Source organism: Pseudoalteromonas holothuriae, assembly GCF_945859825.1.
Taxonomy (GTDB): Bacteria; Pseudomonadota; Gammaproteobacteria; order Enterobacterales; family Alteromonadaceae; genus Pseudoalteromonas; species Pseudoalteromonas holothuriae.
In genome coordinates this window covers 62602-78522 of the sequence record NZ_CAMAPC010000015.1, presented here as the reverse complement: position 1 = coordinate 78522, position 15921 = coordinate 62602, and the positions used below count along the sequence as shown (strand labels likewise).

14 protein-coding genes and 1 other RNA gene are annotated in these 15921 nt (G+C 41.1%); 5 read left to right on the top strand and 10 right to left on the bottom strand.

The features are described 5' to 3' along the window. Nucleotides 1–61 precede the first annotated feature (61 nt). The 3 genes from OCI93_RS16080 to OCI93_RS16070 all read right to left on the bottom strand — a co-directional run bounded on the left by OCI93_RS16080 (nucleotide 62) and on the right by OCI93_RS16070 (nucleotide 4784). A complete protein-coding gene (locus OCI93_RS16080; RefSeq protein ID WP_261594534.1) occupies nucleotides 62–1720 on the bottom strand; it encodes an alkaline phosphatase in 1659 nt (552 codons plus the stop codon). 228 nt (nucleotides 1721–1948) lie between these two features. Continuing rightward, nucleotides 1949–3145: a cation:proton antiporter gene (locus tag OCI93_RS16075; protein WP_261594535.1), complete on the bottom strand. Its 1197-nt coding sequence runs from the start codon at nucleotides 3143–3145 to the stop codon at nucleotides 1949–1951. Nucleotides 3146–3407: 262 nt separating this feature from the next. Next, nucleotides 3408–4784, bottom strand: a complete 1377-nt coding sequence (locus OCI93_RS16070; protein ID WP_261594536.1) for a DEAD/DEAH box helicase — start codon at nucleotides 4782–4784, stop codon at nucleotides 3408–3410. 318 nt (nucleotides 4785–5102) lie between these two features. On the opposite strand from OCI93_RS16070, the gene OCI93_RS16065 reads away from it, so the two are divergent. Further along, complete coding sequence (locus OCI93_RS16065; RefSeq protein ID WP_261626821.1) at nucleotides 5103–7649, top strand: Ig-like domain-containing protein; 2547 nt, start codon at nucleotides 5103–5105, stop codon at nucleotides 7647–7649. 551 nt (nucleotides 7650–8200) lie between these two features. Here OCI93_RS16065 and OCI93_RS16060 read toward each other — a convergent pair. The 7 genes from OCI93_RS16060 to rsmI form a co-directional block, all read right to left on the bottom strand. Further along, nucleotides 8201–8755, bottom strand: coding sequence for a hypothetical protein (locus OCI93_RS16060; protein WP_261626820.1), 555 nt, complete (start codon nucleotides 8753–8755; stop codon nucleotides 8201–8203). Nucleotides 8756–8917: 162 nt separating this feature from the next. Then, on the bottom strand, nucleotides 8918–9016 hold the full coding sequence (locus OCI93_RS21125) for a RebB family R body protein (RefSeq protein WP_410007640.1): 99 nt from the start codon (nucleotides 9014–9016) through the stop codon (nucleotides 8918–8920). Nucleotides 9017–9596: 580 nt separating this feature from the next. Beyond that, nucleotides 9597–9836: a hypothetical protein gene (locus tag OCI93_RS16055; protein WP_261626819.1), complete on the bottom strand. Its 240-nt coding sequence runs from the start codon at nucleotides 9834–9836 to the stop codon at nucleotides 9597–9599. Nucleotides 9837–9844: 8 nt separating this feature from the next. Then, the gene (locus tag OCI93_RS16050) at nucleotides 9845–10483 is read right to left on the bottom strand and encodes a serine hydrolase (protein ID WP_261626818.1); all 639 of its coding nucleotides are present in this window, start codon (nucleotides 10481–10483) and stop codon (nucleotides 9845–9847) included. A gap of 92 nt (nucleotides 10484–10575) precedes the next feature. Further along, nucleotides 10576–10845, bottom strand: a complete 270-nt coding sequence (locus OCI93_RS16045; protein ID WP_261626817.1) for a serine hydrolase — start codon at nucleotides 10843–10845, stop codon at nucleotides 10576–10578. Nucleotides 10846–11170: 325 nt separating this feature from the next. Beyond that, nucleotides 11171–11531: RNase P RNA component class A (rnpB, locus tag OCI93_RS16040), an RNA gene on the bottom strand. A gap of 40 nt (nucleotides 11532–11571) precedes the next feature. Continuing rightward, nucleotides 11572–12432 carry a 16S rRNA (cytidine(1402)-2'-O)-methyltransferase gene (rsmI, locus tag OCI93_RS16035; protein ID WP_261626816.1) on the bottom strand — a complete coding sequence of 287 codons (861 nt, stop codon included), beginning with the start codon at nucleotides 12430–12432 and terminating at the stop codon, nucleotides 11572–11574. A 62-nt stretch (nucleotides 12433–12494) separates the two neighbouring features. On the opposite strand from rsmI, the gene OCI93_RS16030 reads away from it, so the two are divergent. From OCI93_RS16030 to OCI93_RS16015, 4 genes are read left to right on the top strand one after another with little or no spacing between them, the layout of a single operon-like run. Next, nucleotides 12495–14381 (top strand): penicillin-binding protein activator, encoded by a 1887-nt coding sequence (locus OCI93_RS16030; protein ID WP_261626815.1) that lies wholly within the window; start codon nucleotides 12495–12497, stop codon nucleotides 14379–14381. An 11-nt stretch (nucleotides 14382–14392) separates the two neighbouring features. Further along, complete coding sequence (locus tag OCI93_RS16025) at nucleotides 14393–14758, top strand: YraN family protein (RefSeq protein ID WP_261594544.1); 366 nt, start codon at nucleotides 14393–14395, stop codon at nucleotides 14756–14758. 1 nt (nucleotide 14759) lies between these two features. After that, the gene (locus OCI93_RS16020; RefSeq protein WP_261594545.1) at nucleotides 14760–15347 is read left to right on the top strand and encodes an SIS domain-containing protein; all 588 of its coding nucleotides are present in this window, start codon (nucleotides 14760–14762) and stop codon (nucleotides 15345–15347) included. After that, nucleotides 15347–15913, top strand: coding sequence for a BON domain-containing protein (locus OCI93_RS16015; RefSeq protein ID WP_261594546.1), 567 nt, complete (start codon nucleotides 15347–15349; stop codon nucleotides 15911–15913). Before OCI93_RS16020 ends, OCI93_RS16015 begins: the two co-directional genes overlap by 1 nt. Nucleotides 15914–15921: the final 8 nt, after the last annotated feature.

The following is a 15921-nucleotide window of genomic DNA, read 5'->3' as shown; positions in this document are numbered from 1 at the left end:
CGAAAAAAGCCACCAAATGGTGGCTTTGCATTAAAGTCTAAGGGCTGTGCTTGCTAACACATTATTCTTCAATAAGGCCTAGTGCAGCCATCATCTTATTAGAAATATCAACATGGTGCTGCATGGTTGAGAACTGTCTAGTTACGCCTTCAGGACCAAATGCATACACAGGTACTGGCGCGGCTGTATGAGTACCGGTACCCCACACTACATTTTGCTGCGTTGCCAGCACTCGACCTACTTTAGCAGTAAAGTCTTCAGTGTCATATACATAAAAATCAGAGAAATCATCAAACTGAGGTAATGGGTAACCGCTGCTATTAACGTCTTGCGTCGCATTTACTTTTGCTGCTTGCTCATAAGTCACTGTATATGGAGTGTATTTCTCAATCGCTTCTTTCCACTGCTGGTCAGTTGCATTTGAGTAATCGTAGTTACCATTTACTTCACCAATAACGTCATAGAAAGTCCCTTCTTGCGCGTAAAGGGTATCTAGTATCTCTAAGCCACCAAAGTTAAACTTAGGCTTATAGTCTTTACCATTCATACCATCGCCAGGTAATGTAACGGCTTCTGGCTTGTTATGGCTCGAATAACTAAAACCAAAACTTCCTGTTTCGTGGTCGGCTGTAACAACCACTAATGTGTCATCACGGTCTTTAACCCACGCATAAACAGCTTCTACAGCTTCGTCAAATTTCAGTAATTCATTAAGCATCCAACCGGCATCGTTTGCATGACCAGCCCAATCAATTTGACCACCTTCAATCATCAAGAAAAAGCCGTCTTCATCTTTAGATAATACGTCAAGTGCTTTAACTGTCATTTCTTTTAATGATGGTTGCGTACAGCTGTTGTCTGCTTTACAGGCTTTATATGCAATACCATCAGCCATACCTGAGTTTGCGAACAAACCAAGTAATTTATCTGCTTCGCTACTTTGCATTTGTGCGTTATCAAAAGCCAATGCATAGCCATGTTGCTCTTTGGCTTCAATAACTAAGTTTCTGTCATCACTTCGTTTTGACTTTTTATAAACACTTTCAGGCGCGCCTAAATCCGCCATCGCTTTTCTATCAGCTTCATCAGTTTTAATATCAGATGGCATAAACACTCGAGCACCACCTGATAACAATACGTCAACCATACCACTTTCAATTAATTGCTCTGCAATTTCAGGCTCATATGAACGGTGAGGTTGATGTGCAGCAAAAGCCGCTGGTGTTGCGTGCGTAATACGTGTATCCGACACTAAACCTGTTGCTTTACCTGCTTTTTTGGCTTTTTCTAAAATCGTTTCAACAATATTACCTTGATCATCTAAACCAATCATTTCAGAACCAGCAGCAATCCCCGTCGCAAGCTGTGTTGCAGAACATGCTGAATCAGTAACTAGCTTGCCATTAGCACCGTGTGGCGCATTCAATGACAACCCTAAGTGACCATTATGAGCAAGTTTAGATAGCGCTGTTTGATTACCACGACCATTATAAGTAGAGTTAGGCGCACGCGTTGCGTACTCTTCCAACAAACCCACTTGTTGTGGACCCATGCCATCGCCAATCATTAAGATCACATTTTTAACTGAAGTAACTGCCTTTGTAGGTACTTCTTTAATGACTTCAACTTCCTTAATAACTTCAACTGTTTTTGTGTCGGTGTCATTACATGCACTAAGTAAAACCGCCGATACGGCAACTGCCAGCAACTTTTTATTCATGGTAAATTTCCTGTAACGTGAGCACTCAGTTGCCAAAATCGCAACTGATTAATTTGCGGCTCAGTTTAGGGACAGAACATGACTTTTTAATTGCAGTATAATGACAGTTTGAGTTCAAGCTCTAGAATAAAAAAAATTGATAATTTTTTTATTCAATAATTTCAAACAAATAAAATTAAATGGTGACATGTAGGCTATTTCAAATACCAGTACAAAACCTTATTGTTTCTATTTTTGCTTTTTTTGAGAAAAACGCAACACAATAGGCCGAGTGCTTATCCCATGTAAAAACACGCTGAGTAAAATAGTGTAGGCAGCAACATGGGCTATCAGTTCTGTGCCATCAATATTTGCCTGTAACAACATTAAAGTAAGTACGACAGAGGCCAAACCCTTTGGTCCAAACCATGCAAGTGTTATTTTTTCACTCATGCTGATATCAATTAGCATCAAGCTTAACAGTACAGGAATTATGCGGATCACACTTACTGCCAGTAAAGCGTATAGCCAAGCATATAAATTGTTATCGAAACTAAATGTCTGGCTCACAACAATGCCAAAAAGCACCCAAATTAGTAACGAGGCAAAATCAGCGATAAGTTCACTGTCTTCAATCAGCTGTTCTTTAAAGCTGTGCTGGTAAAACTTGTCAAAAAGTAAGCCACTCAAAAATACGGCAATAAAACCACTGCCATGGAGAATTTCGGTGAAAGAAAATATCGCAATAGCAATACCTGCAAATAAGAATGGACTCGAGTTTAAAGCAAATAAATGCCTTTTCTGAGCTGCTTTAATTGCAGCAATAGCTGCCCATGCTAATACCACCGCCACTAATAGTGCGATGCCCACTTCACGACCAAATAAGATTAATAATTCAAGTCCATTTGCTTGTGTTTGGCCTTTTATAACGGCCAATAAGAATACAAATATAGGAATACACAAACCATCATTGAGACCACTTTCTACATTGATTGCCTCTGTTAAATTCGCAGGAGCTTTTTTTTGCGTAATAAACCCTTTGCACAAAGCGGCATCTGTGGGACTAATGATTACTGCAAGTAATGCCGCATATAGCCAAGGCAAAGCAAGTAACCAGTAGGCTAATAAGGTACCTATTGCCATAGTCAAAGGCAGTGCTACTAGCAACATAAGAAGTGGTAATTTATAGGAGTGAAAAAGCACCCTTAAGCGCGTTTTTGCTGCATCACTAAATAATACAATTGCAAGGGTTAACTCTATGATAGGTAATAATACTGTACTATCTTGAACCTGAAACTGCCAAGAATCAGTAAACCACCAACCCAGCAACCCACCTAATGATACAAACCAAATAGGACCCGTTAACTCGGCTCGGTTAAGCTGGCGCACACTGATTGAATAAACAAAAATGGCAACGCCAACGCAGGCTAATGCATAATCAGTCATGTTATTTCCTTATAGAGCAAAAAAACGCTGCTTAGCAAGGGTTTAATACCAATTGTATTAAATAAATGACCAGATATTGCAATAGATAAATGGCTTAGTAACCAAGCAAAAATTTCGCTATGTAGTTATTGTACATGAGAAATCTTTAACGTAGTTAATGAGCCATTTAAGTCGCTAAAATGATCAATGCTTTAATAAAATTAGTATTAATACCTCTAGCTTGAGATAAACGAGGCGATAACACAACTTTTTTAACACGTAATTAAGTGTTTGCAGGCTTTGGCTTAAAGCGACGACGCTTAGGTTTAGCGTTGGTCGGATTATCAATTGCCGACTTTACCCGTTGCTGTTTACCTTTATTTGCACCATTTGGGTTTGCTTTTTTGGCCGCTGGATTTTGCTGACGTTTATTATGGTCAATGGCTTGATGATCTTTTTGAGGCTTTGGTTTTTTAGCCTTTTTAGGTTTGACTGGTCTCGTATCTAAGGCCTTTTCAGGCACAGGATTGTTTGGTTCAAACCCTGATTCTTGCGCACGAGGAATTAACGCCCCTATAAAACGTTCGATGCCATATAAATCTTCTGCATCATCCTGCGTTACAAATGACACCGCAACACCTTCACTGCCAGCGCGGCCGGTACGGCCAATTCGGTGTACATAATCTTCGTATATATTTGGCAAGTCATAGTTCACAACATAAGGTAGCTCAGCAATATCTAAACCTCGCGCAACAATATCGGTTGCAACCAATACTGAGATCTCACCTGTTTTAAAACCATTTAAAGCTTTTACACGTGCAGATTGCGACTTATTACCATGGATCGCAGCTGAGCTGATTTTGTCTCGCTCTAACTGCGTGACTAAGCGATTTGCACCATGTTTTGTACGACAAAATACCAATACCTGCTGCCATTTATTATTACGAATTAAATGGCTCAACAGCTTAGTTTTTTGCGCTTTATCAATGCCGTATGCAAACTGAGTTACCGTTTTTGATGCCGTATTTTTAGGGGTAACCGAAATCTCTACCGGGTCAAAAATTAAGCCTTTTGCTAAATCACGAATCGGGTCAGAGAACGTTGCTGAAAACAGTAAATTTTGGCGCTCTTTAGGCAGCACTTTAATGATCTTTTTAATATCATGAATAAAGCCCATATCGAGCATACGATCCGCTTCATCTAACACCAATGTACGCAGCTGGTTAAACTTCACTGCATTTTGGCTAAATAAATCTAACAAACGCCCCGGTGTGGCGATCAAAATGTCCACCCCTTTGCGTAATTGTATCATTTGCGGATTAATTTTAACGCCACCGTACACAACTGCTGAACGTAACCGTGTACCTTGACTATAAGCCTCTACGTTTTCAGCAATTTGTAGTGCTAATTCACGTGTGGGGGCTAGTACTAAAGCAAGCGCCTGATTAGCTCGTGGACGCTCTTGGTGTAACAACTGTTCAATGATAGGTAACGTAAAAGCTGCCGTTTTACCGGTGCCTGTTTGCGCTGCCGCCATCACATCCTTACCGGATAAAACAGCAGGAATACCCTTAGCCTGAATAGGTGTGGGCGTGGTGTAACCTTTTTCACTGATACTTTGAACAATTGCGGGAGATAGCCCCAAATCAGAAAATGTCATTTAAACTCTCGTGTGTTGGGGCTTATCGTCAACAGAAGATAGGATAACTACAGTGGCATAAGCCCGAATAAAGCACATTCTACTGTCATTTTATTCAGCCAACTGCACTTGCTAAATGCGCTGATACACAGCTTACAAACAAGCAAGAGCACAAGTATAACAGATTGCTTACCTATCCCCTATTAACTGACAGTGATATCCACACTTTATACTCAAATTGTCATCACATATAACTAAATCACAATTGCTTAACATGTACCTAGGTTATATGCTGAAATTTGCCTTGTGCAAAAATAATACAACTGTAAAGGAACAAAAATGAATATTACCAAACGAATATTACTGCACCACACCCTGCTTGGGTTGTCTGTCTTGCCACTACAAGCGCTAGCTTATGACTGCCAAAGTCTTGCAACTTGGTCTAACGCCACGGTTTACACTAAAGGCGATTTAGTTCAACAGCAAAATACGGCATTTGAAGCACAGTGGTGGACACGCGCAGAGACACCAATTAATAATTCTGCTCCGTATTCAGTATGGAAAAGTTTAGGACAATGTGGCGGCAACCAACATCCCGTTATTTCTCTTACAAGTCCAGCCGATGGCTCTATTTTGCCCGCCAATGACAGCGCTGTTTTTAGTGCAACAGCTAATGATTCTGACGGCCAAGTCACTCAGGTAGAGTTCTTTGTAGATGCGCAATCTATTGGTATTGACCTAATCAGCCCTTATGAAGTGACTTGGCAAACTGTCGTAGGGCAATATCAAGTAAGTGCCATCGCAACTGATGATCAAGGTGCAACTAAACCCAGTGATATTGCTAATATCACTGTACGCGACGGGGGGGAAAATATTCCACCCACTGTAGAGCTACTCTCCCCTGCTAATAATGCACAGTACAAAACAGGCGAAACAGTAAAAATTAGTGCAGATGCACGCGACAGAGATGGCGAAATTAAGTCTGTTAGTTTTTGGCTTAATAGCACTTTATTGGCAACTGACACACTCTCTCCTTTTGAGTACGACTGGATTGCGAATGTTGGCAAACAACAACTTAAAGTGGTAGCAACTGACGATAAAGGTGCAAGTGCAACCGCTATAGTTTCAATTGATGTTACTGAACCAAGCTCAGGTGGATGCGCTAATGTGCCTGCCTATCAAGCGGGTGGTAGTTATAACAATGGGGATATAGTTTCTCATAATAATTATAAGTATCAATGCGATATTGGTCCTTGGTGTAGCTCAAGCGCCTTATGGGCATATGAACCAGGAATTGGCCAACATTGGCAAGAAGCTTGGACTGAGCAAGGTATTTGCGCGATTAAACCAGATGTTACCTTTACCTCACCTGCACCTAACAGCACCTTACTTAAAGGCAATCAATATGATGTATCCGTCGATGCAACTGATGCAGATGGCCAAATAAACCAAGTTGATATTTACTCAGATCAAACTTTATTAGCCAGCCTAACGCAAGCCCCCTACACGGTTAGCTGGCAACCCCAGCAAGTTGGTACTGTGTCACTCAAAGCCACCGCCATTGACAATGAAGGCAACTCAGGTAGCTTCTCGCAAACGATCTCTGTCACAGATAAACCACTGGTCACCTCGATTACAGCCCCAAGCGCTGGTACGCAGCTCACTTTAGGTAACTCAGTACAAATAGCAGCGAGTGCATCAGCTTTGCTTGGTCAAGTAACGCAAGTGAGTTTTGCTGTTGATGGCGTAGTGATTGCAACCGATACCACAGTACCTTACTCAGTGCCTTATACACCAGCAAGCCTAGGTATGAAAACCATTGTAGCAACAGCCAAAGACAACCTAGGCAATGAAGCCACCAGCGAAGGGGTGAGTGTTAAGGTCATAGACAAACCACTTGGCAAAACCCATAAACTGATTGGTTACTGGCATAACTTTGTTAATCCAGCTGGTTGCCCATTACCACTTAACCAGATCTCCGATGCATGGGATGTCATCGACATTGCCTTTGCAGATAACGATCGTAACTCTAATGGCACAGTGCACTTTAATTTGTTTGAAAGTGACATTCATTCAAATTGCCCAGCCGTAGACCCTGTACAGTTCAAACAAGACATGCAAAATTTACAGGCTCAAGGCAAAGTATTTGTACTAAGTTTAGGTGGCGCCGAGGGCACTATTACTCTGAACACCGACAGTGATGAAGCCAACTTTGTTGCGAGTTTAAGCGCAATTATCGATGAATGGGGTTTTGATGGTTTAGACATTGACTTGGAAAGCGGCTCAAATCTTGTTCATGGTTCGCAAATTCAAGCCCGCTTACCTAGAGCCTTAAAACAAATTGAGCAAAACATGGGTGGTGATATGGTCTTAACCATGGCACCGGAGCACCCTTATGTGCATGGTGGTATGGTTGCCTACTCAGGTATTTGGGGCGCGTATATTCCTCTAATTGATGAACTACGTGACACCTTAGATTTACTGCATGTGCAGCTTTACAACAATGGTGGTTTGCCCAATCCTTATCTTTCAGGAAGTGCACCTGAAGGCTCCATCAACATGATGGTTGCTCATGCCAAAATGCTTATTGAAGGATTTGAACTTGCCAATGGCACCCAGTTTGCGCCGCTACGCGATGACCAAGTGGCAATTGGCCTACCCTCAGGGCCACAGTCAGCAAACTCTGGTCAAGCACCGATTGGTAATATTACCGCAGCGCTGGATTGCTTAGTTAAAGGTGTAAGTTGCTCTAGTGTAGTGCCAAACAAAACCTACCCTAATTTTGGTGGCGTAATGACGTGGTCTATCAATTGGGATAAGTATGATGGTTATAACTTCTCAAAGCCGATTGGAGAGAAGCTAACCCAGCTTAATCAAGAGCAATAAGAGCAATTCGCTTATTTGGTCGATCTGAATAGATCATAAATTTACGGGTGAGTAAAATATTTTCCTCTAGGCTTGGTGCAAAACCAAGCCTAGACTCTGTTATCCTCCCGAATTGTTCGCAACATGGTTAAGCAGCACACAAAAACAAAGGCTCAATTAGCAGCAAACTCGTTGCTGCTAATTTTGACTATGATTTTAGAGCAGAGATTTTGTTTGGTTAACAGGAATTAACAAAGTGTGCTCGCGCTCTGTCTGAAATACCTATTCTCTTATATTTCCATGCCCTAATTGTGGTTTCGGGTACATCTTTTTCCCACCTTCACCATAGGCTTTTGATTTTTATTGTAAAATATGCGCACAAGCACTAATTATGGATGCAGAAGATGCCATTTGAGCATTCTGATGAGATATAATGGCATTTTGCATACCTCAAGAAAGGGAGTCTGCAAACAGAGTATCGTTCATGTCTACTGAATAAGGCTTATTATTCAATTCATCATGCTCATTATTAGTTTTTTTGTGCTTCATTGTCCATCATGATTCCTTAGCAATTAATCATCTAACTGTTTATTCTGTGAGTTAGTTACACTGTTAAACAAATCGATAAAATGATCTGTAGATATCTTCGTTTGTTTATTTAAATCCTCCAAGGCTTGCAAATATTTTACATCGCCATGTTCAATGAAATTAGCTAACGCGACACCCGATGCAGTGGATAGAAGGGTATTCATATCACGCATATTATTTGCCGCATCTTGCACTGCAAGCGCTCCAGTCTGCGCTAAAGATTTATCTGCTATAATTTGAGTCTTGTTAGTTTCATCATCTAACTGTTTATTCTGTGAGTTAGTGACACTGTTAAACAAATCGATAAAATGATCTGTAGATGTTTTCGTTTGTTTATTTAAATCCTCCAAGGCTTGCAAATATTTTACATCGCCTTGTTCGATAAACTTAGCTAACGCGGCACCAGATGCAGTTGATAGAAGGGCATTCATATCACGCATATTAGTTGCCGCATCTTGCACTGCGAGCGCTCCAGTCTGCGCTAAAGATTTATCTGCTATAATTTGAGTCTTGTTACTTTCAGTAGTTCTATTTGACATTTTGTTGTTTTCCATAGGTTAAAATCAGTCAAAATGATGCCTTCGCTATCACGTCAGCATCATAATTGGTTGAAAATCTTTACTGTATTAGCGGTCAGGAACTTCAAGTACTTGGGTATTACAACTTTACCTGTTACGGCATTACTCGTATTCATTAATACGTTAATACCTTAATACGTTAATACCTTGTACCGTAGCAGCCTGCCACATAACATTAGCTTGTTGCTGAGCGAATGTTAAGTTTTGCGCACTGACGGACAGAGCTTAACTTGTTGCCATCATAACCTCAGGTTTGGATAAGGGTTTTCAATAGAAAATGCTGTGTAAGCTAACACTACTTGCAATCCAATGTTAACATTTATCAATATCAAGGCACTTTTATGCAGTAACAGCCGGTTATTACTGCATAAAGGCAATGCAGAAGGTGAACAAAAATAGCTTTATTAGGCAAATTCGCTTATCCAGAGCCGAGGTTATTTACTTCTCCATTAGAGTATTGTGCTGCAGCGTAACGCGCTTATTGCTTTTAAGTTTGAATAAGCCCTACTTCTGAAGCCTCTGCCTTGCCTAAATCGCCAACTCACTGAGGTACCTAAATTCAGTACTCAGAGATAGAGTGCATCTCATTACTACACTGGATGAGACTTCAATTTATAGATAACCACTCACCTCAGTTACTTTAGTGCTTGCATATTGGCTTTTTGGATTAATCTCCAATATCTGTTGATAGTATTTCAGTGCCAAAGCGTATTACTTAACCGCTTGATAAGCTTTTGCTAAGCTGCTGAAATAGTAAGTTTGTTCATCGAAATCGCAAACTTGAAGATCTCAACTCCCGCTTTTACATGAACCTTTTCAACCGTTGGTTACCCCATTCAGTGAGCATTTCTAGGTCATACATCACACCGGTTTCAGATTGTGCCTGAGCAAACGTTGCAGAAAAATTATCAAAACCCTGCTCATCAGTTAATTTTTCTAAGTAATTCATCGGATGATACGATTTTTGCTTAATTTCATCATTAAAGTTCGCAATATAATGTGCAGCAATATCATCGACAAATTCAATAAACAATGCACCCATAAAATTGGTTAGTATCGCAATTGAGACATTATCTTCAGGGTAAGTAATGAGTATTGTCGCATTAACGCCACTGGCCTAACCGCCGGGTGATATTTGCGCTGAATAACTTGCCAGCCCATGGCATACCCATTTTTACGGTTATTAAAGCCTTCAGTACGACCATTATTTAACTTAACAGGAGTCCATAGTAAATCTTGGTTTTTGACTAATTTCCCTTGCTCTAAAGGCACCATATAGTTTGCCAGTTCTGTGGCTGTTGAGCTCATCCCCGCAGCTGTTCTGAGCATATACGGAAACTCGCCATAAAAGTTTTTATATTTCCCTTCACCTAAATGTAAATACTGACGAGCTTGATTAGGCACCATTAACTCTAAATAATCAAACCCTGCTTGCGCAGTTTGTTTCATTCCAACAGGGTTGAGCTGCATATTAGTTATATAAGTTGCAAAGCCTTCTGGCACATACTTATCTATGATCTTGCCTAAAATTACATAGCCAGTTTGGTTATAGCGAAAGCGCGAATTAGGCGTAAACTGAAAAGGCTTTTTTTGCACCTCCCTCCACAAAGTCTGTGCATCTTTTAACACGATAGTTTCCAGCATATGGTTTGATGCAAGGATATTAGGTAAGCCCGAGCTGCTGCCCATCAATTGATTTATTTTCAGAGATTTCCAGCTACTAGGTAAATCGGCTCAGTGCTTGCCAATTTCATCATCAATAGCTAAATACCCTTGCTCAGCTAGCTGCACAATAGCCACACCCGTAAAGCTTTAGTCATCGAATTAATTGGGAATAGCGTTTTACTCATTACCGGTACTGCGTGTTGTAGATCGGCAAAACCATAATTGCCTTGTATCACTAGCTTGCCATTTTTGACAACTGCCAATTGAAGACCAGGAATATGCCGCTCTTTCATCTTAGCTTTGACTAACTGGTCAATCGCATCAGCCTTAACGGCTAATGAAACCAAAGCCAAACACACCAGTGTACTAACCCAAAAGGTAGCCAAAAATTAAAGTTATTAATTTTCAATTAATTAAAAGAGTATGTAGGCGAAATGTAGGTAAGATAATAGTGAAAGAAATACATCCGTGGTTAACTTCACACATTAATGGTGAAATGCGAAAACATTCATTTAGCTAAATAAGCAATCTGTTTAGAGTAATTTACAGACAATGTATGGCGCTTATAATATATAAACACATGATTATTAGCAGGTAATACTTGATATTATCGAGGCAAAAGTCGATCAAAATAAAATTGCCATGATTCCATATGATAAGAATTTTAGAAAACCGCTCAACTTACGAAAATAAATCAAGCGGTTACTAAAATTAATGAGTCAGCCTATAAGCCGGGTTCTGTACTCTTGCGAGCGATAATCATTCGTCTAGGCCTAGGATCACTCCTAGGCTCAAGCAACCTACCCGGTTCCGATGTGGGCCACACCTTAAGGAACCCTATTTGGTCTTGCTCCGGGTGGAGTTTACCTTGCAACCAACTGTTACCAGTGGCCCGGTGCGCTCTTACCGCACCCTTTCACCCTTACCAACTCGAAAGTTGGCGGTCTTCTCTCTGCTGCACTTGTCGTGGGCTTTCGCCCCCCAGCCGTTAGCTGGCACCCTGCCCTATGGAGCCCGGACTTTCCTCCCCCTGATCATTTTCGTCACAGGCAGCGATTATCCAGCTGACTCGGCGAGGATTATACGGTAAGTAAGCACAAAGCTCACGCTTTTTACGCGTCTTTTTCAGCAATTGCCGCCTTATACAGTGCATTTTTCTTCAAATCAAAGTATTCGGCCACCACGCCGCAGGCTTTTTTAAGTGGCATTTGTGGTTCTAACAACGCCAGCATACGTTTTGCTTCTGCGGGGATCTCCTGTTGCTGTTTAGCCTTACCCGGCAGCATAAGTACTAACTCACCGCGCTGCTTTTGCGGATCTTGTGTTAAAAACTCAATAAGTTGCTCAACACTACCACTAAAAAACGTTTCATAGGTTTTTGTAAGCTCTTTTGCAAAAACGACTTGCTGCTGAGCACCAAGCGCTGTTTGTAGGTCATTAAGGCTCGCCATAATGCGGTGCGTGCTCTCATACATAATACTGGTAATGCCGCTTTCAAAGGCCTCGATAAAAAACTGTTGCCTTGCGTGGCTTTTTGCTGGTGTAAAGCCAATAAACTGAAAGCGATCGGTTGGCAAACCTGAGCAACTCAGTGCGGTGATGGCAGCACATGCCCCTGGCACTGGGGTAACGTTTGCGCCTTGTTCACGGCACAGGTTAACCACCGCATAACCCGGATCGCTAATAAGTGGAGTACCAGCGTCTGATACCAAAGCGATATCCAAACCTTCATTCAACCAATCAATTACTTGCTGGGCTTTTTGCTTTTCATTGTGATCATGTAAAGCAAACGTCTTTGCTTTAATATTAAAGTGACTCAACAACTTTCCTGTATGGCGAGTATCTTCAGCCGCAATTAAGTCAACACTCGATAAAGTAGCCAGTGCGCGCTCGCTGATGTCGGCAAGATTGCCAATTGGCGTGGCTACCACATAAAGGGTACCTATTTTATCTGTGTTCTGTGCTTTTATCATTGAGCTCTCCCAGTTCAGTCAGTAAGATAGCCCTTAGAAAATAAATCAATTAGGGCGTTGTTGTGCGACTGAAAATAATTAGTCTTGTAATCGCTATATTGTCGGGGTTATCAGCCTGTAGTACAACTGAAAAAGTACCTACAGAGAATGCCAAGCCAAAAAATCAGCAAACAAAGGATGCATTAGACACGTCTAATGCACTAGCCTTATTTGAAAAAGCCAAGACTAAGCAGGGTGTAAACAGAATTCAGCTACTGTATTTAGCGCGAGATGCAGCCATTAGCAATCAGCAATGGCGCGTATTAGAGCAAGTAAGTCTCGCACTTGAAAGTAAAATGAGTGTCGATCACGTACAAAATAGGCTATATATTGCCCTTGCTCGTAAACAGCAAGGTCGCTCAAGTGCCGCGTTAGCAATTTTAAGAAATCTTGAACAACAACTCTCGTTACCAGAGCACCAAGCATGGCACCAATATTTAATTGGTAGTATTTATGCATCTGAAGGGTTACCTAATCAAGCTTTGCACTATTTTTTTAATGCTGCAAACCTAAGCGCACAAAATAACCTTACTCTTTCTGGGCTTAATGATGAGCTATGGCAGGCTTTGCAACAACTTTCATCTTTCGCGTTAGAAAAACTCAACTCAGGCTCTGTTATTCAGCAAGGCTGGATTAAACTTGCGAAGTATCAACTCGTTTATCTTGGAATGGGTGTGCAACTACATCAAGCACTTAATAACTGGCAGCGCCGTTTTGTCAACCACCCAGCCAGTTACTTATTGCCAGAGAAAGTATCAACTGCCGTTAGCTTAGTACCATATAACGCACAACGACTCGCTATTTTATTGCCACAATCAGGCAATAGCGAACGCTTTGGTCGAGCGCTCAAAAATGGCTTTTTGGCCGCGCTCGATAAGCAAAATATCACAGAGGTATTTTTTATTGACGAAACACAAAGTATTGAAGAAATTGAGCAAGCACTCGCTTTGAATCAAGTCGACTTTGTTATCGGCCCTCTGTTAAAAAGTAATATTGATAAGCTTGCAAGTAGCAATATTGTTACTGCGTTACCCACTATTTATTTAAATACACCCAGCCAGCTAACCCATATGGCACAGCATTATTACTTTGCACTCAACCCAGAACATGAAGTTGAGCAAGCATTAGTACACTTTTTATCCAAAGAATACCAAAAACCTATGCTGCTTGCCCCTGACAATAACTCAGGTCACCGCCTGATTAACCATTTTCAACAGCAATGGGAAAGGTTCAGCGAAGCCAAACCTGAAGTTGGGCTTTACACTGATAGTAAAAATATGGCCAAGGTCGTAGCTGATTTACTGGAAGTGGATGAGTCAAAACAACGAATTAAATCAATAAAGTCTTTGTTTAGAGAAGAGGTTGAAAGTGAAACTCGCTCTCGAGGCGATATTGATGTGGTTTATATTTTAGGTGATGCGACAGAAACTCGATTACTAAAACCCTATTTGGACGTTAATGTTAGCACCTTTGCTGAACGCATACCTTTATATGCTACCTCAAGAAGCTATAGCCGCAGAATCGATAGTACTGATAAAGGCGACTTAGAAGGCCTATACTTTACCGAGCAACCATGGATGCTGCCTGATGCGATACAACAAAACGGGCTAAGAAAACAATATCTTGAGTTATGGCCTGAGCAAGCAGATATTGAACAACGTCTATTTGCTATGGCATACGACTCAATTAGATTGATACCACATATCAAGCAGCTAGCACGCATTCCAGGTAAAGAGTTTAGTGGCTTAACAGGTCAACTCAGTATAAAACGTGATAATACCCTAACGCGCAGGTTAAGCTGGGCTCAATATCGAAAGAACAAAATCCGTATAGTCAGACTCGATGAAACACCTCCGGCGCCGCTATTTATGCGCCAAACAGAGATGGAAGACGTACAAACACTTAATTAGGCAGGACGCCCATGTTTAAAGGACTATTCAAAAGTAGCAAAGATAAAGGTAATCACTACGAACAGCTAGCTAAAGCTTATTTAATCAATCAAGGGCTTGTTTTTATACAAAAAAATTACTATTGCCCATTTGGAGAAATTGATTTAATTATGCAAGATGCAAATAGCTGGGTCTTTGTTGAAGTAAAATATCGACAATCGAAGCATTTTGGTGGTGCATTATCTGCCCTAAGTCATACCAAACAACAAAGACTTAGACGTAGTATTTATCACTACTTGAGCGCACAACAGTTGCATAATGCACCATTGCGCGTAGACTTTGTCGCAATTGAGGGCCAAAACCCTCCTAATATACAATGGATTAAAAACGTTTTTTAGTATGCAAGAATCTATCAAGAGTATTTTTACAGAAAGTATTCAAGCACAAATTGCTGCAGGTGAAGTGCTACCCGATGCGCTGGAGTCAGCCGCTTTGACGATTGTGCAAGGTTTAATAAATGGTAATAAACTACTATGTTGTGGTGTAAATAGCTGCCATATGCTAGCTGAGCATATGGCAGGCTTATTAGTTAACTTTTATGAAACTGAACGCCCTTGCTTGCCCGCTGTCGCACTGACTCAGGCCTCAGTACAACTCGGTAACCAAGCAACTGTAGATGATACTGACCGCTTTGCACGGCAAGTAAGAGCATTCGCGCAACAAGGTGATTTGCTGTTAGTTATTGCTGTAAATGGCAATGAAAAAGACATCGTAAGTGCCACAGAAGCTGCATTGACCAAAGACATGAAAGTATTAGTACTTGTTGGCGATGATGGTGGCGAGCTAACTGGTCTATTAGGACCTAATGATGTAGAGATACGAGTGCCAAGTAAGCGCCCAAGTCGTATCGTTGAATCGCACTTATTCATTACTCATTGCCTAAGCCAATTAATTGATGACGTCTTATTTCCCCAAGGAGAGCAATAATGCTAATTAGACCTGTTGCGGTACTTTTAGGTGCATTGCTACTACAAGGCTGTGCAGCAGCGGTTGTTGCAGGCACTGCTGGTGCAATCTCAGCTGCTGACGACCGCCGAACAATTGGTTCTCAGCTTGATGATAACAATATCGAAATCAAAGGAATGATAGCAATTCGCAATATCGAGCGCTTAGCTGATCATGCAAATATCAGCCTAATTAGTGTTAATGGCGTTGCATTAATGGTTGGCCAAGTTGCCAATGTTGAAATGAAGCAACAAGCGCAACATGCATTAAAAAGCATTCCTGCAATTCGCCAAATACATAATCAGCTGCGCGTCATCAGTAACATTGGTGTTGCAACACAAACCCATGATGTTTGGCTTACTTCTAAAGTAAAAACCAAGCTATTGGCAGCCGATGATGTAAGTGGCAACAACATCAAAGTAGTTACGGAAAATGGTGAAGTGTTCTTAATGGGATTAGTAAGCCAAGCTGAAGCTAATAGAGCCGTAGATATAGCGAGGCATGTTAACGGTGTGACTCGTGTAGTTAAAGCATTTGAATATTTATAATACACTCA

Bases quoted from the DNA above. Each gene is read 5' to 3' on its own strand.
- OCI93_RS16080 (WP_261594534.1), bottom strand. From the start codon at position 1,720: ATGAATAAAAAGTTGCTGGCAGTTGCCGTATCGGCGGTTTTACTTAGT.
- OCI93_RS16075 (WP_261594535.1), bottom strand. From the start codon at position 3,145: ATGACTGATTATGCATTAGCCTGCGTTGGCGTTGCCATTTTTGTTTAT.
- OCI93_RS16070 (WP_261594536.1), bottom strand. From the start codon at position 4,784: ATGACATTTTCTGATTTGGGGCTATCTCCCGCAATTGTTCAAAGTATC.
- OCI93_RS16065 (WP_261626821.1), top strand. From the start codon at position 5,103: ATGAATATTACCAAACGAATATTACTGCACCACACCCTGCTTGGGTTG.
- OCI93_RS16060 (WP_261626820.1), bottom strand. From the start codon at position 8,755: ATGTCAAATAGAACTACTGAAAGTAACAAGACTCAAATTATAGCAGAT.
- OCI93_RS16055 (WP_261626819.1), bottom strand. From the start codon at position 9,836: ATGGGTGCATTGTTTATTGAATTTGTCGATGATATTGCTGCACATTAT.
- OCI93_RS16050 (WP_261626818.1), bottom strand. From the start codon at position 10,483: ATGGGCAGCAGCTCGGGCTTACCTAATATCCTTGCATCAAACCATATG.
- rsmI (WP_261626816.1), bottom strand. From the start codon at position 12,432: ATGATAAAAGCACAGAACACAGATAAAATAGGTACCCTTTATGTGGTA.
- OCI93_RS16025 (WP_261594544.1), top strand. From the start codon at position 14,393: ATGTTTAAAGGACTATTCAAAAGTAGCAAAGATAAAGGTAATCACTAC.
- OCI93_RS16020 (WP_261594545.1), top strand. From the start codon at position 14,760: ATGCAAGAATCTATCAAGAGTATTTTTACAGAAAGTATTCAAGCACAA.
- OCI93_RS16015 (WP_261594546.1), top strand. From the start codon at position 15,347: ATGCTAATTAGACCTGTTGCGGTACTTTTAGGTGCATTGCTACTACAA.